Here is a 23,464-nt window from a genome sequence, read left to right on the forward strand (position 1 = left end):
AAGCTCGCTCCCACAGGGATCTGCGGTGTATACAAAACCTGTGGGAGCGGGCTTGCCCGCGATGGGGCCAGACCAGATACCGAAGATTCCCCGGAGACTCGAAATGACTGACACCCCAATGTCCCCCGCCGAATTCGAAGCAGCCCTGCGCGCCAAAGGCGCCTATTACCACATCCATCACCCGTACCACGTGGCGATGTATGAAGGCCGGGCGACCCGCGAGCAGATACAGGGCTGGGTCGCCAATCGCTTCTACTATCAGGTGAACATTCCCCTGAAGGACGCGGCCATCCTCGCCAATTGCCCGGATCGCGAGATCCGTCGCGAGTGGATCCAGCGCCTGCTCGACCACGACGGCGCGCCTGGCGAAGACGGCGGCATCGAAGCCTGGCTGCGTCTGGGGCAGGCCGTCGGCCTCGACCCGGACCAACTGCGCTCCCAGGAATTGGTGCTGCCTGGCGTGCGTTTCGCCGTGGACGCTTACGTCAACTTCGCCCGCCGGGCCAACTGGCAGGAAGCCGCCAGCAGCTCGCTGACCGAACTGTTCGCGCCGCAGATTCACCAGTCGCGCCTCGACAGCTGGCCGCAGCATTACCCGTGGATCGACCCGACCGGTTACGAGTATTTCCGCACGCGCCTGGGCCAGGCGCGCCGCGATGTCGAACACGGTCTGGCGATCACTTTGCAGCACTACACGACGCGGGAAGGCCAGGAGCGCATGCTGGAAATTCTCCAGTTCAAACTGGACATTCTTTGGAGCATGCTCGATGCCATGAGCATGGCCTACGAACTGAAACGCCCGCCGTATCACAGCGTCACCGAACAACGGGTCTGGCACAAAGGAATCACCTTATGAGTTTCGATCGCAGCAAAACCCCGACCTGGCGTCCCGGCTACCGCTTTCAATACGAACCGGCGCAGAAAGGCCACGTGCTGCTCTACCCGGAAGGCATGATCAAACTCAACGAAAGCGCCGCGCTGATCGGTGGTTTGATCGACGGGGAACGCGACGTCGCAGCAATCATCGCCGAGCTGGACGCCCAGTTCCCCGGCGTGCCCGAGCTCGGTGACGACATCGAGCAATTCATGGAGGTCGCCCGTGCTCAGCACTGGATCGAACTTGCCTGATTCCGTGTCAGACACGTTACCGCCCAAACCGCAAATCGGCCTGCCACTCTGGTTGCTGGCCGAGCTGACCTACCGATGCCCGCTGCAATGCCCTTATTGCTCCAATCCGCTGGATTTCGCCGAGCAAGGCAAAGAGCTGAGCACCGAACAGTGGATCAAGGTGTTTCGCGAAGCGCGGGAGATGGGCGCCGCGCAGTTGGGCTTTTCCGGCGGTGAACCACTGGTGCGCCAGGACCTCGCCGAGCTGATCGCCGAGGCGCGCAAACTGGGTTTCTACACCAACCTGATCACGTCCGGTATCGGCCTCACCGAACAAAAAATCAGCGATTTCAAGAAGGCTGGTCTGGACCATATCCAGATCAGCTTCCAAGCCAGTGACGAGCAGGTAAATAACCTGCTGGCCGGCTCGAAAAAAGCCTTCGCGCAGAAGCTGGAAATGGCTCGCGCAGTGAAGGCCCATGGCTATCCGATGGTGCTGAATTTCGTGACCCATCGGCACAACATCGACAAGATCGACCGGATCATCGAGCTGTGCATCGCCCTTGAGGCGGACTTCGTCGAGCTCGCCACCTGCCAGTTTTACGGTTGGGCGCAGCTCAACCGGGTCGGCCTGTTGCCGACCAGGGAACAACTGGTCCGCGCCGAACGCATTACCAATGAATACCGCGCCAAACTGGAAGCCGAAGGGCACCCATGCAAGTTGATTTTCGTCACGCCGGACTACTACGAAGAACGCCCTAAAGCCTGCATGAATGGTTGGGGCAGTATTTTTCTTACCGTCACACCGGATGGAACCGCACTGCCCTGTCATGGTGCCCGACAGATGCCAGTGCAGTTTCCTAACGTGCGCGACCACAGCATGCAGCACATCTGGTACGACTCGTTCGGCTTCAACCGCTTTCGCGGCTACGACTGGATGCCCGAGCCGTGCCGCTCTTGCGACGAGAAAGAAAAGGACTTCGGCGGCTGCCGCTGCCAGGCATTCATGCTCACGGGTGACGCGAGCAATGCCGACCCGGTGTGCAGCAAGTCGGAACATCACGGCGTGATTCTCAAGGCCCGCGAAGAAGCCGAGCACGCGACCCAGACCATCGAACAACTGGCCTTTCGCAATGAACGAAACTCACGACTCATCGCCAAAAGCTGACCCCTTCAGCGCCGCCAAAGCGGTTGCTGCCGGTGTCGACTTCGCCGAAGTGCAGGTCGGCCCGCACGGCCTGTTCTGGAACGAATACCGTCCCGAGGATGGCGCTTGCCGAATCTGGCACTGGGGCGGAGGTCAGGCGCATTGCCTGACGCCGGCGGGTTTCAGTGTGCGTAGCCGGGTGTACGAATATGGCGGCGGAGCGTTTTGTCTGACAGATGACGGAGTGGTTTTCGTCAACGAGGCGGATCAGCAGCTGTATCGACAATCGCTGAAAGGCGACACACCTGAAGTGCTGACCTCCGGCGAATGTCGCTATGGCGATCTGCAATTCGCCCAGGGGCAGGTGCTGGCCGTTGAGGAACATCGGGACCGGCACCGACTGGTGGCAATCGATCTGCTGGACGGAACGTGTCACCTGCTCGCCGAAGGTGCAGACTTTTATGCCGCACCGACATTGAGCCCCGATGCTCGACGGTTAGCCTGGATCGAATGGAGTCGCCCGCACCAGCCATGGACCGCGACTCGCCTGATGGTTGCCGAACGTCAGGGCGACGGGCGTTTTGCTCAAGCCCGATGTGTGGCCGGCGAGGGGGATGAGGAGTCGCTGCAACAACCGCGTTTCGATAACCGTAATCGTCTGTTTTGTCTGACAGATCGCGAAGGGTATTGGCAACCCTGGGTGGAATCCTCAAACGGTTTGAGCCCGCTGCCGAGTGCTACGACGGACCATGGGCCAGCACCCTGGCAGTTGGGTGGATGCACCTGGCTGCCCCTCAGCGATGAGACCTGGCTGGGGAGCTGGACCGTCGACGGATTTGGCCGACTGGGCATTTGCGGTAGCACTACAGAAGATTTCACAGGGGACTACAGCCGTTTCCGATCACTCGCACTGGATGAACAATTCATCTACTGCGTCGCCGCTTCGCCAGTCAGTTCGTCCGCCGTGATTGCCATCGACCGCAATACGCGTCAGGTCAAGGTGTTGGCCGGGGGGATGGCACCATTGCCGGCCGACCGGATCAGCCTGCCGCAAACGTTGCGCTACCCGAGTGGCTCGGGCGAGGCACACGGTTTCTTCTACCCGGCAATGACCGGCGAAGCGAAACCGCCGCTGGTGGTGTTTATCCACGGCGGCCCGACTTCGGCGTGTTATCCAATGCTTGATCCGCGCATTCAATACTGGGCGCAACGCGGTTTTGCCGTGGCTGACCTCAACTACCGAGGCAGCAGCGGCTATGGCCGGGCGTATCGTCAGGCGCTGCATTTGAGTTGGGGTGAAGTGGACGTGGAGGATGCCTGCGCGGTGGTCGCTCATCTCGCCGGGCGCGGCCTCATCGACGGTGACAAGGCGTTTATTCGCGGCGGCAGCGCTGGCGGCTACACCACGCTTTGCGCGTTGGCGTTCCACAAGATTTTCCGTGCGGGCGCCAGCCTTTATGGGGTCAGTGATCCCGTCGCACTGGGTAAGGCAACCCACAAGTTCGAGGGTGATTATCTGGATTGGCTGATCGGCGATCCTCAGCAGGACGCCGAGCGTTACGCCGCCCGCACGCCGTTGCTGCATGCCAGCCAAATCAGCGTCCCGGTGATTTTCTTCCAGGGTGAACTCGACGCAGTGGTAGTGCCGCAGCAGACCCGCGACATGGTCGAGGCGCTGCACGAAAACGGGATTCTGGTGGAAGCGCATTACTACGCGGACGAACGCCACGGCTTCCGCAAGGCCGATAATCAGGCCCATGCGCTGGAGCAGGAGTGGTTGTTTTATCGGCGGGTGATGGAGTAGTAGCCCAGAAATCGGCATGAGCCTTTAGCCATGCGGCGCCTCATTCGCGAGCAGGCTCGCTCCCACATTTAATCGTATTCCTGACAAGAACTCGGTCGAACGTGGGAGCGAGCCTGCTCGCGAAGGCGATTTATCGGCCTACGCGAACCTCAGCGCTTGGCAATGATGTACACCGCATGCACGATCCCCGGAATATAACCGCACAACGTCAGCAGGATATTCAGCCAGAACGCCCCGGCGAAACCGACTTGCAGAAACACACCCAATGGCGGCAACAGAATGGCAATGATGATGCGAACAAAGTCCATGGGTCAGCTCCTGATTTGAAATGGGCTCGTGTGAGCCTTACTGCTAATCGACCAAAACCGTTGGTCAGGGTTCAGTGCAAATCTTCAGGCCAGTATCTCGAGACCGTGTTTCTGTACGATGCTCAACAGCTTCAGCGCCATGCCACTGGGATGTTTGTCCCCTGCTTCACACTGTTTGACCGTCGACGCACTGGTGTAATTGTTCCGCCGACACCGGCCTTACCTGCCGGCCGATCACAGAAGACGCAGAGACAACGGACCTCGCTGGGTAGATGGACGGGTTGCGCTGACTTTTCTGCGGGCAAAAGAAAACCCCGCCGAAGCGGGGCTTTGCAGACTGTTTCCCTGACATCCATTTCACTCCGCCGTCCTGGCAGAATCCTACGTGTCCGTGTTGTAGCTTTGCGCTTCCTGCGCGACGTCCATGTGAAGTAGATTAGCCGTGGATCCAATTTGCAGCTATGGGAGAAGAGCAGCACGTCATGTAAGCGAATGCTTACACGACATGACTTAGTCAGAACTGCGCGGCATCCAGCAGGAACAGCGACTCACTGCCGGCCTTGACCGATGCGCTCAACGAATGAATACGCGGCAACAGGCGTGCGAAGTAAAAGCGCGCGGTACCCAGTTTGCTCGCGTAGAAATCCTCCTGCGCTTCTTTGCCCAAGGCGGCCTTGGCCATCAGTGCCCACATGTAGGCGTATGCCACGTAACCGAAGGCTTGCAAGTACTCGACCGAAGCAGCGCCGATCTCGTTCGGGTTGTTTTTCGCCCGGTCCAGCAACCATGCGGTCAATTCGTCGAGGGTGGTGACCGCATCGTTGAGCGGTTTGGTGAACTCGGTCAGGTCAGCGCTGGCCGTCGCGGTGAAGTGACGAATCTCGTCGGCGAACAGGTTGTAGAACGCCCCGCCACTGCCAACCACCTTGCGTCCTACCAGGTCCAGCGCCTGAATGCCGTTGGTACCTTCGTAGATCTGAGTAATGCGCACGTCGCGAACCAGTTGCTCCTGGCCCCACTCACGGATGTAACCGTGGCCGCCGAACACCTGTTGGCCGTGAATGGTGGTTTCCAGACCGAGGTCAGTCAGGAACGCCTTGGCCACCGGCGTCAGCAGGGCCACCAGGTCTTCCGCGCGTTTGCGGGTGGTCGCGTCTTCGCTGAACTTGGCGGTGTCCAGTTGCATGGCCACGTAAGTGGAGAACGCACGGCCGCCTTCGTTCGAGGCTTTCATGGTGAGCAGCATGCGACGCACGTCTGGATGGACGATGATCGGGTCGGCTACTTTGTCCTTGTTCTGCGCGCCAGTTGGCGAACGGCTTTGCAGACGGTCGCGGGCGTATTCGATGGCGTTCTGGTAAGAGCGCTCGCCCGAGGCAAGGCCCTGGATGCCGACGCCCAGACGTTCGTAGTTCATCATCGTGAACATCGCCGCCAGGCCTTTATTCGGCTCGCCGACCAGATAGCCCACGGCTTCGTCGAAGTTCATCACGCAGGTCGCGGATGCCTGGATGCCCATCTTGTGTTCAATCGAGCCACAGTTTGCCGGGTTCCGAGCGCCCAGGCTGCCATCGGCATTGACCATGAACTTGGGAACGAGGAACAACGAAATGCCTTTCGGACCCGCCGGCGCGTCCGGCAGTTTCGCCAGCACCAAGTGGATGATGTTTTCGGTGAGGTCGTGTTCGCCGCCGGTGATGAAGATCTTGGTGCCGCTGACCTTGTAGGAACCATCAGCTTGAGGTTCGGCTTTTGTACGAATAATTCCCAAGTCTGTACCGGCATGAGGCTCGGTCAGGCACATGGACCCGGCCCAGACACCGGCGTACATGTTCGGCAGGTAAGCCGCTTTCAGCTCTTCGCTGGCGTGCGCGTTGATCGACAGGCAAGCACCAGCGGTGAGCATCGGGTACAGACCGAACGACAGGCTGGCGGAGTTGACCATTTCCTCGACCTGAGCCGAGACCGCCTTGGGCATGCCCATGCCGCCGTAGGCTGGATCGCCACCCACGCCCACCCAACCGCCTTCAGCGTAAGTCTGATAAGCCTGTGGGAAACCTGCCGGCGTGGTGACGGCACCGTCCGCCCAATGGCAACCTTCTTCGTCAGCCGCGCGGCTCAGGGGCGCGATGCTTTTACTGGTGACCTTGCCGGCTTCCTCGAGAATGGCTTCAACGGTTTCCGCATCGACGGTATCGGCCAGCGCCGGCAACTCGGCCCAGAGTTTGGCGACCTCAAATACTTCATTGAGGACGAAGCGCATATCGCGCAGGGGCGCTTTGTAGTCAGCCATGGCAAACCTCGCAGGATCTTTACTGGTAATTCGTAGGAAGGTGTTTTCTTTGGGTCCGAGTGTAACCCAACAACTTTTGCGACACATAGGGTCAGGCCATGACCGATTTGTAATTTTTGGTCATCGAGAAACACATCGCAGCCTTCGGCAGCTCCAACAATTGGCACACGTACCGGTAGGAGCTGCCGAAGGCTGCGACCTTTTAAGCGTTACAACGCAAACATGTCCGCCGGCAGCTGCATCAGGCAATCACTCCCCGCTTCGATAGCCGCACGGTGAGCAGCCGTTCGCGGCAGCAAGCGCTTGAAGTAAAACTCACTGGTCGCCAGTTTGCCCCGGCAATAATCAGCATCGCCGCTGCCTGCGTCGAGTTGTGCCTGAGCCACCAATGCCATGCGCAGCCACAGGTAGCCGAGGATGATGTAACCGCTGTACATCAGGTAATCCACTGACGCAGCACCGACTTCGTCCGGATTTTTCATCGCGGCCATGCCAACCTGAGTCGTCAACTCACCCCACTGCTGATTCAACCCATTGAGCTGAGCCACATAACTGGCCAGTTGCGGATGCCCGGCGTTCGCCGCACAGAACTTATGGACGATTTTGGTGAAGCCACGCAGCAGTTTGCCTTGGCTGCCAAGTACTTTTCGCCCGAGCAAATCCAGCGCCTGTATGCCGTTGGTACCTTCGTAGATGGGCGCAATCCGGCAATCGCGAACCAACTGCTCCATGCCCCATTCACGAATGAAACCGTGCCCGCCAAACACCTGCATGCCGTGGTTGGTGACTTCCAGCCCGGTGTCGGTCATGAAGGCTTTGCAGATCGGTGTCAGGAACGCCAATAAATCTTCGGCGTCTTGCCGTGCGGTTTCATCCAGACTCAAGTGGGCCACATCGAGCAACTGCGCAGTGAAGTAGGTCAACGCGCGATTGCCCTCGTTGAAGGCCTTCATGGTCAGCAACATGCGGCGCACGTCGGGATGAACAATGATCGGGTCGGCAGCTTTTTCCGGCGCTTTCGGGCCAGTCAATGAGCGCATCTGCAGGCGGTCGTTGGCGTACTTGATCGCCCCCTGAAAACTGGCTTCACCCAGACACAAACCCTGCATACCGGTGCCTAGACGTGCATGGTTCATCATGGTGAACATGCAGTTCAGGCCCTTGTTCGGCTCACCGATGAGGAAGCCTTTGGCCTCGTCGAAGTTCAACACACAGGTGGCCGACGCCTTGATGCCCATTTTGTGTTCGATCGAGCCGCAGGAAACGCCGTTGCGCTCGCCCGCTTCACCGGCGCCATCCGGCAGGAATTTGGGAACGATGAACAGAGAAATGCCCTTGGTGCCCGCAGGCGCATCCGGCAGTTTCGCCAACACCAGGTGAATGATGTTGTCGCTCATGTCGTGCTCGCCGGCGGAAATGAAGATCTTGCTGCCGGAGATCGCGTAACTGCCATCAGCCGCAGGCACGGCGCGAGTTTTGATGATGCCAAGGTCGGTGCCGCAGTGGGCTTCGGTCAGGCACATGGTGCCCGTCCACTGGCCGGCGGTCAGTTTGCTCAGGTAGGTGTTTTTCTGGTCCTCGGTGCCATGGGCGTGGATCGCCGACATCGCGCCGTGGGTCAGGCCCGGGTACATGCCCCAGGAGGTGTTGCTGGAGCCGACCATCTCGCTGATTACCAATCCCAGCGAACTGGGCAACCCTTGACCGCCGTAAGCCGGATCGGCCGCCAGACCATGCCAGCCACCCTCGACGTATTGTGCGAAGGCTTGCTTGAAGCCTGTAGGCGTTGTTACCACGCCGTTGTCGAAATGGCAGCCTTCTTCATCGCCGCTACGATTGAGCGGTGCAAGAACGTTCTCACAGAATTTCGCGCCCTCTTCGAGGATCGCATTGACCATGTCCGGGCTGGCGTCGGTGGCGCCCAGCGCGGCGTAGTTGCTGTGAAAATCGAAGACATGGTCGATCAGAAAGCGCATGTCGCGCAGCGGGGCTTTGTATTCGGGCATGGTCATTTCTCCGGCAGCAGTTTGCTCAAACCTACTGCCGCCAGCCACACCTCACAATCACAGTCCAGACGCTGAATGCGCCATCATCACTCAACCCGCTACAGCGTCCATGCGTACGGCACCGCGACGGTTCTGACCGAATGCCACCACACAGTTGCGTCCGGCACCCTTGGCGGCGTAGAGCGCTTCATCGGCGGACTTGAGGACTTTTTCCGGATTCTTCTGCTCCACGCGCTCCGCGACGCCAATGCTGACAGTGACCGACACACTCGACGCCGCGGACCCGGCACGACGCTGGCGTCCTTGCTGGTCGTCCTGCGGTCGATTGTCCTGATTGCGCAGATGAATATTGTAGGTCGCAATGGATTCGCGGATGACTTCCAGGTGCGGCATACACTCTTCAAGCGTCTTGCCCGCGAACACCAGAGCAAATTCCTCACCGCCATAGCGATACGCCCTACCGCCACCGCCGATTTTCGACAGCTTGCTCGCTACCAGTCGTAATACCTGGTCGCCGACGTCGTGACCGTGGGTGTCGTTGAATTTCTTGAAATGGTCGACGTCGCTCATGGCCAGCACGTAATTGCGCCCCAGGCGTTGCATGCGCTCGTTCAACGCACGACGCCCCGGCAAACCGGTGAGCTCATCGCGAAAGGCCATTTGGTAGGCTTCGTGCGCCACCGCTGTGGCAATCATCAACATGACCTGGCTGCACAAGATGTTCAGGGTAAATGGCAGGATGAAGGTCTTCGGCAACGCCCAGAACAACCCGATCAACCCCACAAGCTGGGCGGCGTGTAGCGGTCTCGGGTTTCGCCAGTATTGCCAGCTCAACAGCAGGAACGAGGCGATGAACACCGGATACGACAGCTGGATAAGGCTCATCCACGTGCCATGCAAGGCTGGCCAGCGAATTTCCGACAGCCACATCAACAACGCCTGTGGGTAACTTTGCTCCAGCCCCAACGCCACACTGCCGACGGCCAGTAACACAGCGAAGCGCGCCACCATGTCCTGGAACAGGTGAGTGCGTTCCTGCCAGGCGGCGAATACGCCGAACAGCAGCGGCAGCAGCAGGCAGCACAGGTGAAAGACTACTGCGGCGTCTTCACGCACCTTGCCGTTGTCGCGGTAATAGTCGGTCTGGGTGTCGAGCAGGTAGTAGGCGATGTACACCGTGACCATCAGAAACAGCTCACGCTGGCGTCGGTAAACCGCGCAATAGGCACCGCCGAGTAACAGCACCAAGGTAGGCAGCACGTTGAACAGCGACGTGAAAAAGACGTTCAGATCCTTGACGTAGGCCGCTGCCAGCCCCGCGAGCAAAAGCAGGAGTGATGGTAGGAAATGACTGAAACGTACAGCGGAAGAACGCGGCAAGGGTAAAGCTCCGACCGTCACGACAATTGATGGCATTGTGCCCACCAATGTTAACGGCAGAGACCTCGACTTTCTGAGTCATATACCGAGGTTTTTTTTGCGGCTGTGTAACGGGATGCAACCCTGCGCAATCTGGGGCCGGTCAATGGCTGTTCAAAAGCAAAAAAAAACCGCCACTCCCGAAGGAGCAGCGGCTCTTTTGAACGACTGCGGTTAAGGCTTAGTAGCCCAGTGCGAAGTCTTCTTCTTTCATGTCCATCAGGTTGCCGGCGCCCGACAGCATGGTTGCAACGTGAGTGCGGGTACGCGGCAGGATGCGCTGGAAGTAGAAGCGCGCAGTCTGCAGCTTGGCGGTGTAGAACGCCGTCTCGCTGGTGCCGGAGGCCAGTTTCTCGGCCGCCAGACGTGCCATGTCCGCCCAGAAGTAAGCCAGGCAGGCGTAACCGGAGTACATCAGGTAGTCCACCGACGCCGCGCCGACTTCTTCGCGATCTTTCATGGCGGCCATACCGACCTTCATGGTCAGCTCGCCCCACTCTTTGTTCAGTGCAGCCAGCGGTGCGACGAACTCTTGAACCGCTTCGTTGCCTTCGTTGGTCTGGCAGAACTTGTGGACGATCTTGGTGAAGCCTTTCAGGGCCTCGCCTTGAGTCATCAGCACTTTACGGCCCAGCAGGTCGAGTGCCTGGATACCGGTGGTGCCTTCGTACAGCATCGAAATGCGGCTGTCGCGGACGTTCTGCTCCATGCCCCACTCGGCGATGAAGCCGTGGCCGCCGTAGATTTGCACGCCATGGTTAGCGGATTCAAAACCGACTTCGGTCATGAAGGCCTTGGCAATCGGCGTCATGAACGCCAGCAGTGCGTCGGCTTTCTTTTTCTCTTCTTCGTCCACGCCGTACTTGACGATGTCGACTTGCTTGGCAGTGAAGTAAACCATCGCGCGGTTGCCTTCAGCGAACGCTTTCATGGTCAACAGCATGCGACGTACGTCAGGGTGAACGATGATCGGGTCAGCGGCTTTTTCCGGCGCTTTCGGGCCAGTCAGCGAGCGCATTTGCAGCCGATCACGAGCGTACTTCAGGCCGCCCTGAAAGCCGATCTCGGCGTGAGCCAGACCTTGCAGCGCAGTGCCCAGACGTGCGGTGTTCATAAAGGTGAACATGCAGTTCAGGCCTTTGTTCGCCGGGCCGATCAGGAAACCGGTGGCCGCGTCGAAGTTCATCACGCACGTCGCGTTACCGTGGATGCCCATCTTGTGTTCCAGGGAACCACAGGTCACAGCGTTGCGCGCACCGATCGAACCATCTTCGTTCGGCATGAATTTCGGGACGATGAACAGCGAAATGCCTTTGGTGCCAGCCGGTGCATCCGGCAGGCGGGCCAGCACGATGTGGACGATGTTGTCGGCCATGTCGTGTTCGCCGGCCGAGATGAAAATCTTGGTGCCGGAGACTTTGTAGGAACCGTCGGCCTGAGGTTCGGCCTTGGTGCGCAGCATACCCAGGTCGGTGCCGCAGTGCGGTTCGGTCAGGCACATGGTGCCGGTCCATTCGCCGGAAACCAGCTTGGTCAGGTAAGCGTGTTGCTGTTCAGGCGTGCCGTGCTCGGAGATGGTGTTCATCGCGCCATGGGACAGGCCCGGGTACATGCCCCACGACCAGTTGGCTTCGCCGACCATTTCGCTGACGGCCAGACCCAGAGACTCTGGCAAGCCTTGGCCGCCGTGCTCCACGTCGTGGGCCAGGCTTGGCCAGCCGCCTTCGACGAATTGCTTGTAGGCTTCTTTGAAGCCGGTCGGCGTTGTAACGCCGGACTCGCTCCAGGTGCAACCTTCGGTGTCACCCACGCGGTTCAGCGGAGCCAGTACCTGCTCACAAAACTTGGCGCCTTCTTCGAGAATGGCGTCAACCATGTCTGGAGTCGCGTCCGCACAAGCCGGAAGGCTCTGATAGTGCGCTTCGTAGCCGAGCAGCTCGTCACGAACGAAGCGAATATCACGCAAGGGGGCCTTGTAGTCAGGCATAGCGATAAACCTCTGCTGATGTAACCGGGAATGAACGACCGCATTGATTTGTTGTGGCGGTCAAACAGTTGTTTGAAACATACGTTTACGCCCAAATCTTGTCAAGCGCCGATCTTTTGCCGTTCGTCATCACGCCGCACAAATGCCGGACACGCAGCAACGCAACGCTGAGTGCCAAGGCAACACGCGGTGTATGAAAGTTTAGTTAAGGGAGAAGGACTTACGCACAAAAACGCCGCGAGGGTTCGCGGCGTTGCAGGTGCGGATACAGCGGATGATCAGGCGAAAGTGTCGATCAGCGTGCCGAGCATTTCATCGGAAGCCTTGGCCACTGCCACGCCCGCCTCGACTTGAAACTTGCCCTGCGCCATCTCGACCCTGTTGCTGACCACGTCTGACTGTTGGCTGCGATCAACCGAACGCAGCCGATCAACCTGAGCCTCGGAGGACTGGCTGGTCACCGAACGCTCAATCGTACTGTTAGCGATTTGACCGGCCGCTTGATCGACGCGGTTCTGCCCAGTCTGAATAGTGCTCAGACCGGCATAGAAAGCGGTGTTTCCTGAGATTTCCATGGGAGAACTCGTCCTTGCAGAGGATCAACAGCGGCCATTGAATCAGACACGCCGACAAAAGGCCCGACAAAAACACTAATGGCACAGTGCCTTGTCATAGGTAAAACAATTGCCCGGGCACTTCAGTCCAGCAAATCCAGTTGAAGGTGCTCCGCCACCGCCTCTGCCGTCAACACCTTGAGTTTCGGCACCCGGCCCAGACACGGTGCCGGGATCCGTTCAGCCAGCGTGGCCAGGTTTTCTTCAAGACGCGAGGTCTTCGCGTCGATGATATTGGCTACCCAACCCGCCAGCTGCAAACCGTCGTGAGCAATCGCCTCGGCGGTCAGCAGCGCATGGTTGATGCAACCCAAGCGCACACCGACCACCAGAATCACCGGCAGATCGAGCGCCATTGCCAGGTCCGACAGATTGTCCTGATCCGCCAAGGGCACGCGCCAGCCCCCAGCGCCTTCGATCAAGGTGAAATCCGCCTGCATGTCCAGAATCTGCCGCATCGGCGTCAGCAGCGATTGCACGGTCAACGCCACCCCGGCCTCGCGCGCCGCCAGATGCGGAGCAATGGCAGGCTCAAAGGCGACCGGATTGACCTGTGCATACGTCAGTGGCAACGAGCACTCCGCCAGCAGCGCCAACGCATCGGCGTTGCGCAGCCCCTTGGGCGTTACATCGCACCCGGAAGCGACCGGTTTGCCTGCCGCCGTGCTCAGCCCCGCCAACCGCGCGGCATACAGCAAACCGGCGGCCACCGTGGTTTTGCCGACATCGGTGTCAGTGCCGGTAATGAAATAGGCTGCACTCATAAGGGTTTCTCCAAAACGGCGTACACCACTTGATAAGTCGCTGGCAGGCCTTCGGCCTGACGAAAATGCTCATAAGCCTCTACCAGGCCAAGGATCCGCGCCCTGCCGGTCAAACCGCCCGGCCGACCGGGGTTCAGGTTGTGCGCACCAAGTGCCTTGAGTTCATGGGTCAGGCTACGCACATCGGGGTAGTGCAACACATGTGGTCGGGTTTGCAGGCTGGCGACCTGCAAGCCGCTGGCCGCGCACAGCTGCTGATAAACCCCGAACTCGCGGAAGCGGTTGACGTGCACCATGCCGTCCACCTGCCGCCAACTGTCTCGCAGCTCTGACAGTGTGCCCACGCACAGACTAGCAAACGCGAAAATCCCGCCCGGTTTCAGCACACGACGGGCTTCACTGAGCACCGAAGCGAAGTCCGCGCACCACTGCACCGCCAGGCTGGAGAAGACCAGATCACAGGTCGACTCCTGCAACGGCAGCCGCTCCGCATCGCCGGCAACGAAATGCGTGGCGCCGCCCAGTGGCCGGGCGTGATTGAGCATGCCCTCGGCGATGTCCAGCGCCACGCCCTGCCCCGCAGGAAAACGCGCCCCCAGTACCCGACTGAAATGCCCGGTGCCGCAACCCAGATCGAGCCAACGGCCCGGCACAAAATCATCCGGCAAACGGCTTAACAGCTGGCTGCCGACATCGCGCTGCAATTCAGCCACGCTGTCATAGCTGGCCGCCGCGCGGGAAAAGGATGCCGCCACCTGGCGCTTGTCCGGCAGGCCGCCGGGCAGGTTGGGAAGGGATAAATCAGTCATCGCCGGACTCATGCAAAAAGGCCTGGATCGCCCCCGCCACACCGTGAGGGTCTTCCAGAAGAAACGCGTGGCTGGCCTGTTCGATCAGACCGATTTCGACATCTGGCAGCAACGTCACCAGCGCTGCGGCAGCCTCGGCCGGGACCAGCCCGTCGAGGCCGGCGAACAGATGCAATTGCGGCCCCTGAAAATCCAGCAAGGCCTGACGGGTGCTCAAGCCGCCGAGTAACTCCAACCCGCTCAACAGCGCAGCGGCAGGGGTTTTCGGAGCGGCCGCCAGCAACAGCCGAGCCAGCGATCGCGGATCGGCGGAGCCCTGTGCGCAGAGCAGACTAAAGCGTTTCAACGTCGCGCCGGGATCAAGACGAAAGCCGTTGAGGAAGGCATTGAAATCGTCTTCGTGCATCGCGTTGGACCAGTCAGCCCAAGCCACGAAGCACGGATTGCTCGCCAACGTCAGCAAGCCACAGCAGCGATCACCGCGCCGCGCCGCCAACTCCGAGGCCAACATGCCACCGAGGGACCAGCCGCCAAGCCACACATCCTGCGGCACTGTCGCATCCAGTTCATCGAGCCAGTCTTCAAGATCGCTCGATTCCAGTTCCGGCAACGGTTCGATCTCGACGTGCAGGTGTTCATCCAGCCCCTGCAACGCGGCAGCCAAAGGTTCCAGCGGTGAAATGCCGAGGCCCCAGCCCGGTAGCAGAATCAAGCGATTACGCATGGCTTGGCTCCGGTCCCAGTTCCTGAAAACAATCGGCCAGTCCATTCAACAATAGCTGCACCTGTGCCTCGCTGTGAGCCGCCGTCAGGGTCACGCGCAATCGCGCGCTGCCGGCCGGCACGGTCGGGGGACGAATCGCCGTCACCATCAACCCGCGTTCGCGCAGCATCTGCGACAGTCGAACCGCGCGCCCGGCGTCGCCGATCATGATCGGCTGGATTGGGGTGAAGCTGTCCATCAACTGCAGACCAATCTGCCCGGCGCCTTCGCGGAACTGACGGATCAGCGTCTGCAGATGCTCGCGCCGCCAATGCTCGGTGCGCAGCAATTCCAGACTTTTAAGCGTTGCGCAGGCCAGGGCCGGCGGCTGGCTGGTGGTGTAGATGTACGGGCGGGCGAACTGGATAAGGGTCTCGATCAACGCTTCGCTGCCGGCCACAAACGCACCGGCGGTGCCGAACGCCTTGCCGAGGGTGCCGACCAGCACCGGCACGTCATCCTGGCTCAGGCCGAAATGCTCGACGACGCCGCCGCCGTTGGCGCCCAACGGACCGAAACCATGAGCGTCATCGACCATCAGCCACGCGCCTCTGGCCTTGGCTTGCCGGGCCAGCGCCGGCAGGTCGGCGATGTCGCCGTCCATGCTGAACACGCCGTCGGTGACCACCAGCGTGTTGCCGATGGCTTTCTCGAGACGATTGGCCAGGCTCTGCGCATCGTTGTGCAGATAACGATTGAAACGCGCGCCGGACAACAGCCCCGCATCGAGCAACGAGGCGTGATTGAGCCGGTCTTCCAGCACCGTATCACCCTGCCCGACCAGCGCGGTCACCGCACCGAGGTTCGCCATGTAACCGGTGGTGAACAGCAGGGCGCGCGGGCGGCCGGTCAAGTCAGCCAGCGCTTCTTCGAGCTCGTGATGCGGCGTGCTGTGGCCGATCACCAAGTGCGATGCCCCGCCACCGACGCCCCATCGTGACGCCCCGGCACGCCAGGCTTCGATCACTTGCGGGTGATTGGCCAGGCCCAGGTAGTCGTTGCTGCAGAACGCCAGTAACGGCTGGCCATCGACCACCACTTCCGGGCCTTGGGGGCTTTCGAGCAGTGGGCGCTGGCGGTAAAGATTTTCGGCACGACGGGCAGCAAGGCGTGCGGCGAGATCGAAAGACATGCAGGCCTCGTAGGTCAGCGCAAATACTTAACGTGAACGCGATCCCTGTGGGAGCGGGCTTGCCCGCGATGGCGGAGTAACATCCAGCAGAGATGTCGGCTGCTTCATCGCTATCGCGGGCAAGCCCGCTCCCACAGTGTTTTGCATTCCAATCAGGTCAACAGCGGGTGATCAAACAGCCGCGTTATAGAACTGCTCGCTGCTTTTCTGCTCGACCAACGCCTGCTCGATCGCCGCTTGATGCACCTCGTCGGCATGCTCTTCGCGCGCTTCCGGCAGGATGCCCAGCCGCGAGAACAGTTGCATGTCCTTGTCGGCCTGCGGGTTGGCAGTGGTCAGCAGTTTGTCGCCGTAGAAAATCGAGTTCGCCCCGGCAAAAAACGCCAGCGCCTGCATTTGCTCATTCATGGCTTCGCGGCCGGCAGACAGGCGCACGTGGGACTGCGGCATCAGGATGCGCGCGACGGCGAGCATGCGGATGAAGTCGAACGGGTCGATGTCCTCGGCGTTTTCCAGCGGTGTGCCGGCCACCTTCACCAACATGTTGATCGGCACCGACTCCGGATGCTCCGGCAGGTTGGCCAGCTGGATCAGCAGGTTGGCGCGATCATCGAGCGATTCGCCCATGCCGAGGATGCCGCCGGAGCAGATCTTCATCCCGGAATCACGCACGTAGGCCAGGGTTTGCAGGCGCTCGCTGTAGGTGCGGGTAGTGATGATGCTGGTGTAGAAATCCGGCGAGGTGTCGAGGTTGTGGTTGTAGTAGTCGAGGCCGGCCTGGGCCAGCGCTGCGGTCTGGTCCTGATCGAGACGACCGAGGGTCATGCAGGTTTCCAGGCCCATGGCTTTCACGCCTTTGACCATTTCCAGCACGTACGGCATGTCCTTGGCTGACGGATGCTTCCACGCCGCACCCATGCAGAAACGCGTCGAACCGATGGCCTTGGCGCGAGCGGCTTCTTCGAGCACCTTCTGCACTTCCATCAGCTTTTCTTTTTCCAGCCCGGTGTTGTAGTGACCGGACTGCGGACAATATTTGCAATCTTCCGGGCAGGCGCCGGTTTTGATCGAGAGCAGCGTGGAAACCTGAACGCGGTTGGCGTCGAAATGCGCGCGGTGCACCGTCTGCGCCTGGAATAGCAGGTCGTTGAATGGCTGAACGAAGAGTGCTTTGACTTCGGCCAAAGACCAGTCATGACGCAGGGTTGCAGAGGTGCTGGCGCTCATGGGCGTTTCCTTTGTTTTATGCTGGCAAGCGGTCGGGGGACGGAATACCCACAGACGCGACACGGATGTTCGGCATATTTAAGGAAGAGTGATGCGCTGTCAACCACGTTACACAGGACCGGTTTACATCTGGTTAAAAAACAATCAATCATGTTTGCTTTGCGGCGAGAGAGCGGACGGAGCCACGCCCATCTGCCTGGGGTGCGAAACGGACCTGCCCTGGCTCGGCGACCATTGCCAGACATGCGCCCTGCCATTGCCCGCCGCAGGCTTGACGTGCGGCCAATGTTTGAAGGCGCCGCCGGCCTTTGAACATGTGATCGCGCCCTGGAGCTACAGCTTTCCGATCGACAGTCTGATTACCCGCTTCAAACACCACGCGAAATGGCCGCTTGGCCGTCTGCTTGCCGAGCTGCTCGCTCAGTCGCTGCAACATCACTTCGATGAAGCACAGGAGCGGCCCGATGCGTTGGTCCCGGTACCACTCGCTATCAAACGCCAGCGCCAGCGGGGGTTCAACCAGGCCGCGATGCTTAGCCGCTGGCTCGGTAACAGCCTGGTGATTCCCTGCGAAGAACAGCTGGTGAAGCGCATACACGACACCAGTGCTCAACAGGACCTCAACGCCGACGCGCGCAAAAAGAACCTGCGCAACGCTTTCGCGCTGATGCCCGATGCATCCATCAAGGGGCGGCATCTGGCGCTAGTGGACGACGTACTGACCACCGGCGCCACCGCCCAAGCCCTGGCTCGTCTGTTAATCGAAGCCGGCGCCGCCCGGGTTGATGTCTATTGCCTGGCCCGCACCCCCAAACCTGGCGACGCGGTTTGATCAAATGACACAAAACCTGTGGGAGCGAGCTTGCTCGCGATGAGGTCATTACTGTCAACATTGATGTGACTGATGCTTCGCCATCGCGAGCAAGCTCGCTCCCACAAGAACGTGACCCTGGCTTGACTCCCGCTGCTCAAGCCGCCAACGTCCTCCCATCGCCACAGCCCGAAGCGTCCGCCATGACCCTGCCCCCATTGCTCTCCCAGCACATCGTTCGTCGCCCGCAACGCATCGCGTTGCTGCAACACATCGCCGAACAGGGCTCGATCACCCGCGCGGCGAAAAGTGCGGGGCTGAGTTACAAAGGGGCGTGGGACGCCATCGACGAGTTAAACAACCTCGCACAGAAACCGTTGGTGGAGCGCAGTGTCGGCGGCAAGGGCGGCGGCGGTGCCAAACTGTCCAGCGAAGGCGAGCGCGTATTACGGCTGTATCAAAAGCTGCAAACACTCCAGGCCCAGGTGCTGGAGGCCGCCGAAGACGCCAGCGACCTCGACCTGCTCGGCCGCCTGATGCTCCGAACCAGCGCACGCAATCAGTTGCACGGCAAGGTCGTGAAGATCGAAACCCAAGGTCGCAACGACCTGATCCGTCTTGAACTGGCCGCCGGCCTGACCCTCGATGGGCAGATCACCCATGACAGCACCCTGCGCCTGGAGCTGCAAACCGGCACCGAAGTCGTCGCGCTGATCAAGGCCGGTTGGCTCGACCTTCTGCGCATCGAAGACGTTGCAACCTTGGGATACAACAACCTCACGGGCATCATCGAAGAAGTTCTTGATGCCGAAGACGGCCCGAGTGAAGTGCGCATCGGCCTGCCCAATGGCCAGACGCTATGCGCGCTGGCCGAACCGCTGGACTTGCGAACCCGCGGCCTCGCCGTCGATAAAGCCGTGCGCGTGCAATTCGCGCCGTCCAACGTCCTGCTCGGTACACCGCTCTGAAACACAAGCGTCATTAACGGGCTTTAAGGTGACTGCAAAAACCCGCAGGGAGCCTGATGTGAGCCTATTGAAAGACCACCAACCCACCGACCTCGAGAACATGGTCGGCCTCAGCCGTCGCGGCTTCATCAGCGCCGGCGCCCTGTGCGGTGCCGCGATGTTCCTCGGCGGCAACCTGCTGAGCCGCAGCGTGCTCGCGGCCAGCGTCAGCGCCGGCACCAGCACGCTGCTGGGTTTCGACAGCATCCCCGCCGCCACCAGCGACGCCATTACCCTGCCCGCTGGCTACAAATCCTCGGTGTTGATCAGTTGGGGCCAACCGCTGCAAAACAACGGCCCGGCGTTCGACCCCAGCGGCAACGGCACCGCGGAACAGCAGGAAGTCCAGTTCGGCGACAACAACGACGGCATGAGCCTGTTCGAATTTCCCGGTGAGAAGGACCGGGCGCTGATGGCGATCAACAACGAATACACCAATTACCGCTACCTCTACCCGCACGGCGGCATGCCGCAATCGAAAGCAGAGGTACACAAGGCGCTGGCTTGCGAAGGCGTATCGGTCATCGAAGTGCAGCGCAAGGACGGCCAGTGGCAATTCGTCCAGGGTTCGCGCTACAACCGTCGCATTCACGGCAATTCACCGATCAGCCTGAGCGGCCCTGCTGCGGGCCATGACCTGCTGAAAACCAGCGCCGACCCGCAGGGCAAGAACGTCCTCGGCACCTTCCAGAACTGCGCCAACGGCAAGACGCCGTGGGGCACTTACCTGACCTGCGAAGAGAACTTCACTGACTGCTTCGGCAGCAGCAACGCCGAGCAGAAATTCGATGCAGCGCAGAAACGCTACGGTGTAGTGGTCGCCAGTAAAGAGAACAACTGGCACCCGCATGACGAACGCTTTGATCTGGCGAAGAATCCGAACGAGCTCAACCGTCACGGCTGGGTGGTGGAAATCGACCCGTTCGATCCGCAGTCGACACCGGTGAAGCGCACCGCACTGGGCCGCTTCAAACATGAAAACGCCGCACTGGCCGAGACCAAAGACGGTCACGCCGTGGTGTACATGGGCGACGACGAACGCGGCGAATTCATCTACAAATTCGTCAGCCGCGACAAGATCAACCACAAAAACCCGAAAGCCAACCGCGATCTGCTGGACCACGGCACCTTGTATGTGGCGCGCTTCGACGCCGGCGACGGCAATGCCGATCACCCGAAAGGCCAGGGCGAGTGGATCGAGCTGACCCACGGCAAAAACGGCATCGACGCCAGCAGCGGTTTTGCCAGTCAGGCTGAAGTGCTGATTCATGCGCGCCTCGCGGCGAGCGTGGTGAAAGCCACGCGCATGGACCGTCCCGAGTGGATCGTCGTCAGCCCCAAGGACGGCCAGGTCTATTGCACCTTGACCAACAACGCCAAGCGCGGCGAAGACGGTCAACCGGTGGGCGGGCCGAACCCGCGCGAGAAGAACGTGTACGGGCAGATTCTGCGCTGGCGCACCGACCGCGACGATCACGGCTCGAAGCACTTCGCCTGGGATCTGTTCGTGGTCGCCGGCAATCCGGGCCTCCACGCGGGTACGCCGAAGGGCGGTTCGTCGAACATCACGCCGCAGAACATGTTCAACAGCCCGGATGGCCTGGCATTCGACGACGCCGGCCGGTTGTGGATTCAGACCGATGGCGACTCGAGCAACGCCGGTGATTTTGCCGGCATGGGCAATAACCAGATGCTCTGTGCCGACCCGGTGACCGGGGAGATCCGCCGGTTCATGGTCGGGCCGGTTGGCTGCGAAGTCACCGGGATCAGCTTCTCGCCGGATCAGAAGTCTTTGTTTGTCGGGATTCAGCATCCGGGAGATACCGGCAGTTCGACGTTCCCCGAGCATTTGCCAAATGGCAAGCCGCGGTCTTCGGTAATTGTCATTACGCGTGAAGACGGCGGTATCGTCGGCGCCTGATAGACCGCCATCGCGGGCAAGCCCGCTCCCACAGGTTTATGCGCCATGTTCAAATCGGCGCAAATCATTGTGGGAGCGAGCTTGCTCGCGATGGCGTCAGCCCAAACACCCTACATCTCAACCCCAACCCCTAAAGCCTCCCCGTCTGCGCTACCATGCTTGGCCGGACGCGGCAGCCTGCTGCGCGCAGGAGTCAGCATGGCCCACCCGTTTGCAACCCTCACCCCAGACCTCGTGCTCGATGCCGTCGAAAGCATCGGCTTTCTCAGCGACGCGCGCATTCTGGCGCTCAACAGCTACGAAAACCGCGTCTATCAGGTCGGCATCGAAGACTCCGAGCCACTGATCGCCAAGTTCTACCGCCCGCAACGCTGGACCAACGAAGCGATTCTCGAAGAGCACCAGTTCACCTTCGAACTCGCCGAGTGCGACGTGCCGGTGGTGGCGCCGATGATTCACAACGGCGCCAGCCTGCACGAACACAACGGTTTCCGTTTCACCCTGTTCCCGCGCCGTGGCGGCCGCGCGCCGGAGCCGGGCAATCTCGATCAGTTGTATCGCCTCGGCCAGTTGCTGGGGCGCTTTCATGCCATGGGCTCGACAAAGCCGTTCGAACACCGCGAAGCGTTGGGCGTGAAGAACTTCGGTCATGATTCGCTAACCACGCTGCTGGAAGGCAACTTCATCCCCAAAAGCCTGCTGCCGGCCTACGAGTCCGTTGCCCGCGACCTGCTCAAGCGAGTGGAAGACGTGTACAGCGTCACGCCGCACCAGAACATCCGCATGCACGGCGACTGCCACCCCGGCAACATGATGTGCCGTGACGAAATGTTCCACATCGTCGACCTCGACGACTGCCGCATGGGTCCGGCAGTGCAGGACATCTGGATGATGCTCGCCGGTGATCGTCAGGAATGTCTCGGTCAGTTGTCGGAGTTGATGGACGGCTATAACGAGTTTCACGACTTCGACCCACGTGAACTCGCGCTGATCGAACCGCTGCGCGCGCTGCGCCTGATGCACTACAGCGCCTGGCTCGCCCGCCGCTGGGACGACCCGGCGTTCCCGCACAGTTTTCCGTGGTTTGGGACCGAGCGGTATTGGGGGGACCAGGTGTTGGCGTTGCGTGAACAGTTGTCTGCGCTTAACGAAGAACCTCTGAAGCTTTTTTAAGATCAAGAGATCGCAGCCTTCGGCAGCTCCTACTAATGCCATGTAGGAGCTGCCGAAGGCTGCGATCTTTTTCTTTTCTGACACGACACATCTATACAACCTCCTTACAATCCCCTCTTTGTTAGCTGCCTAAGCAAGGACTCTGCATGCAAGCTGCCAACCCCCGTCGCGGGTACATTCTGGGCCTGAGTGCCTACATCATCTGGGGACTTTTCCCGCTCTACTTCAAGGCCATTGCCAGCGTGCCCGCGGTGGAGATCATCATCCACCGCGTGCTCTGGTCGGCACTGTTTGGCGCCTTGCTGCTGATGGTGTGGAAGCATCCGGGCTGGTGGCGCGAGCTGCGTGACAATCCGAAACGACTGGCGATCCTCGCGCTGAGCGGCACGTTGATCGCCGCCAACTGGCTGACGTACGTATGGTCGGTGAACAACGGGCGCATGCTCGAAGCCAGCCTCGGTTACTACATCAACCCCTTGGTAAACGTGTTGTTGGGCATGTTGATCCTCGGCGAACGGCTGCGGCGCATGCAGTGGGTCGCGGTGGGGCTGGCCGCGCTCGGCGTGGCGCAACAGGTGTGGCAAGTGGGCAGTCTGCCGTGGGTGTCGCTGGTGCTGGCGCTGACGTTCGGGTTCTACGGGCTGATCCGCAAGCAAGCGCCGGTCAAAGCGTTGCCCGGCCTGGTGGTGGAAACCTGGATGCTGGTGCCGATTGCCGTGGCCTGGTTGTTGTTCAATCCGACGGCAGCCAGTGCTCAAGCCGAATTCTGGACGACTTCCGAAGCCTGGTGGCTGGTCGCTGCCGGACCGGTGACGCTGATCCCGTTGGTATGTTTCAACGCCGCTGCAAGGCATCTGCCCTACACGACGCTGGGCTTCCTCCAGTACCTGGCGCCCACACTGGTGCTGTTACAAGCGGTCTTGCTGTTTGACGAACATCTGTCGTCCAGCACTTTGGTGGCGTTCATCTTTATCTGGGCGGGCCTGGCGGTTTACAGCGTCGATGCGTGGATAAGTCTGCGCCGTCGCAGCTGATCAAAAATTGTACAAACCTTTGCAGGCCACGTCCCTCGTGGCTTGCAAGCATCCTTCCCAAGGTTATCCACAGCGTGATCCCCGCCGATTGTGCGCAACTTATTGAAACTGCTGGTTTTTTGATCAGTTGTTGAAGAC

General features: G+C 60.3%; 20 protein-coding genes and 1 pseudogene. 9 read left to right on the plus strand and 12 right to left on the minus strand.

Annotation, left to right across the window (positions count from 1 at the left end):
- Positions 1 to 103: 103 nt before the first annotated feature.
- Genes pqqC through F8N62_RS12200 form a run of 4 tightly spaced genes read left to right on the plus strand, consistent with a single transcriptional unit; the run spans position 104 to position 4,058 of the window.
- Positions 104 to 856, plus strand: coding sequence for a pyrroloquinoline-quinone synthase PqqC (pqqC, locus tag F8N62_RS12185; RefSeq protein ID WP_150711154.1), 753 nt, complete (start codon positions 104 to 106; stop codon positions 854 to 856).
- Positions 853 to 1,128: a pyrroloquinoline quinone biosynthesis peptide chaperone PqqD gene (gene pqqD / locus F8N62_RS12190; RefSeq protein WP_008024193.1), complete on the plus strand. Its 276-nt coding sequence runs from the start codon at positions 853 to 855 to the stop codon at positions 1,126 to 1,128. The genes pqqC and pqqD overlap by 4 nt, the downstream gene beginning before the upstream one ends.
- Positions 1,129 to 1,132: 4 nt before the next feature.
- The gene (gene pqqE / locus F8N62_RS12195; protein WP_191632381.1) at positions 1,133 to 2,275 is read left to right on the plus strand and encodes a pyrroloquinoline quinone biosynthesis protein PqqE; all 1,143 of its coding nucleotides are present in this window, start codon (positions 1,133 to 1,135) and stop codon (positions 2,273 to 2,275) included.
- Entirely contained in the window at positions 2,241 to 4,058 is a 1,818-nt protein-coding gene (locus tag F8N62_RS12200; protein WP_150711156.1) for an alpha/beta hydrolase family protein, read from the plus strand. Before pqqE ends, F8N62_RS12200 begins: the two co-directional genes overlap by 35 nt.
- A gap of 149 nt (positions 4,059 to 4,207) precedes the next feature.
- On the opposite strand, the gene F8N62_RS12205 is transcribed toward F8N62_RS12200, so the two are convergent.
- The 12 genes and pseudogenes from F8N62_RS12205 to bioB all read right to left on the minus strand — a co-directional run bounded on the left by F8N62_RS12205 (position 4,208) and on the right by bioB (position 17,380).
- Entirely contained in the window at positions 4,208 to 4,366 is a 159-nt protein-coding gene (locus F8N62_RS12205) for a YqaE/Pmp3 family membrane protein (protein WP_129440621.1), read from the minus strand.
- An 84-nt stretch (positions 4,367 to 4,450) separates the two neighbouring features.
- A pseudogene (locus F8N62_RS31855) lies at positions 4,451 to 4,561 on the minus strand (helix-turn-helix domain-containing protein); the annotation flags it as partial.
- 319 nt (positions 4,562 to 4,880) lie between these two features.
- Positions 4,881 to 6,659, minus strand: coding sequence for an acyl-CoA dehydrogenase C-terminal domain-containing protein (locus F8N62_RS12215; protein ID WP_150711157.1), 1,779 nt, complete (start codon positions 6,657 to 6,659; stop codon positions 4,881 to 4,883).
- A gap of 209 nt (positions 6,660 to 6,868) precedes the next feature.
- Positions 6,869 to 8,665, minus strand: coding sequence for an acyl-CoA dehydrogenase C-terminal domain-containing protein (locus F8N62_RS12220; protein ID WP_150711158.1), 1,797 nt, complete (start codon positions 8,663 to 8,665; stop codon positions 6,869 to 6,871).
- Between the two features lie 90 nt (positions 8,666 to 8,755).
- Positions 8,756 to 10,045: a GGDEF domain-containing protein gene (locus tag F8N62_RS12225; protein WP_150711159.1), complete on the minus strand. Its 1,290-nt coding sequence runs from the start codon at positions 10,043 to 10,045 to the stop codon at positions 8,756 to 8,758.
- 220 nt (positions 10,046 to 10,265) lie between these two features.
- On the minus strand, positions 10,266 to 12,071 hold the full coding sequence (locus tag F8N62_RS12230) for a phenylacyl-CoA dehydrogenase (protein WP_150711160.1): 1,806 nt from the start codon (positions 12,069 to 12,071) through the stop codon (positions 10,266 to 10,268).
- A gap of 278 nt (positions 12,072 to 12,349) precedes the next feature.
- Entirely contained in the window at positions 12,350 to 12,646 is a 297-nt protein-coding gene (locus tag F8N62_RS12235) for a pyrroloquinoline quinone biosynthesis protein PqqE (RefSeq protein ID WP_150711161.1), read from the minus strand.
- A gap of 122 nt (positions 12,647 to 12,768) precedes the next feature.
- Complete coding sequence (gene bioD, locus F8N62_RS12240; protein WP_150711162.1) at positions 12,769 to 13,449, minus strand: dethiobiotin synthase; 681 nt, start codon at positions 13,447 to 13,449, stop codon at positions 12,769 to 12,771.
- Positions 13,446 to 14,258, minus strand: coding sequence for a malonyl-ACP O-methyltransferase BioC (gene bioC, locus F8N62_RS12245; protein WP_150711163.1), 813 nt, complete (start codon positions 14,256 to 14,258; stop codon positions 13,446 to 13,448). The genes bioD and bioC overlap by 4 nt, the downstream gene beginning before the upstream one ends.
- Entirely contained in the window at positions 14,251 to 14,982 is a 732-nt protein-coding gene (locus F8N62_RS12250; protein ID WP_150711164.1) for an alpha/beta fold hydrolase, read from the minus strand. Before F8N62_RS12250 ends, bioC begins: the two co-directional genes overlap by 8 nt.
- Entirely contained in the window at positions 14,975 to 16,153 is a 1,179-nt protein-coding gene (gene bioF / locus F8N62_RS12255) for an 8-amino-7-oxononanoate synthase (RefSeq protein WP_150711165.1), read from the minus strand. The genes F8N62_RS12250 and bioF overlap by 8 nt, the downstream gene beginning before the upstream one ends.
- 171 nt (positions 16,154 to 16,324) lie before the next feature.
- A complete protein-coding gene (gene bioB / locus F8N62_RS12265) occupies positions 16,325 to 17,380 on the minus strand; it encodes a biotin synthase BioB (protein ID WP_150711166.1) in 1,056 nt (351 codons plus the stop codon).
- 91 nt (positions 17,381 to 17,471) lie between these two features.
- Between bioB and F8N62_RS12270 the strand changes: the two genes are divergently transcribed.
- The 5 genes from F8N62_RS12270 (at position 17,472) to rarD (ending at position 23,326) form a co-directional block, all read left to right on the plus strand.
- Complete coding sequence (locus tag F8N62_RS12270) at positions 17,472 to 18,212, plus strand: ComF family protein (protein ID WP_150711349.1); 741 nt, start codon at positions 17,472 to 17,474, stop codon at positions 18,210 to 18,212.
- A 182-nt stretch (positions 18,213 to 18,394) separates the two neighbouring features.
- Entirely contained in the window at positions 18,395 to 19,159 is a 765-nt protein-coding gene (locus F8N62_RS12275) for a TOBE domain-containing protein (RefSeq protein WP_150711167.1), read from the plus strand.
- A gap of 58 nt (positions 19,160 to 19,217) precedes the next feature.
- A complete protein-coding gene (locus tag F8N62_RS12280) occupies positions 19,218 to 21,119 on the plus strand; it encodes a PhoX family protein (RefSeq protein WP_150711168.1) in 1,902 nt (633 codons plus the stop codon).
- A gap of 198 nt (positions 21,120 to 21,317) precedes the next feature.
- Positions 21,318 to 22,292: a serine/threonine protein kinase gene (locus F8N62_RS12285; RefSeq protein WP_150711169.1), complete on the plus strand. Its 975-nt coding sequence runs from the start codon at positions 21,318 to 21,320 to the stop codon at positions 22,290 to 22,292.
- A gap of 146 nt (positions 22,293 to 22,438) precedes the next feature.
- Positions 22,439 to 23,326 (plus strand): EamA family transporter RarD, encoded by an 888-nt coding sequence (gene rarD / locus F8N62_RS12290; protein ID WP_150711170.1) that lies wholly within the window; start codon positions 22,439 to 22,441, stop codon positions 23,324 to 23,326.
- The last annotated feature ends 138 nt before the right edge of the window (positions 23,327 to 23,464 follow it).

This window comes from Pseudomonas fluorescens, assembly GCF_902497785.1.
GTDB lineage: Bacteria > Pseudomonadota > Gammaproteobacteria > Pseudomonadales > Pseudomonadaceae > Aquipseudomonas > Aquipseudomonas fluorescens_BO.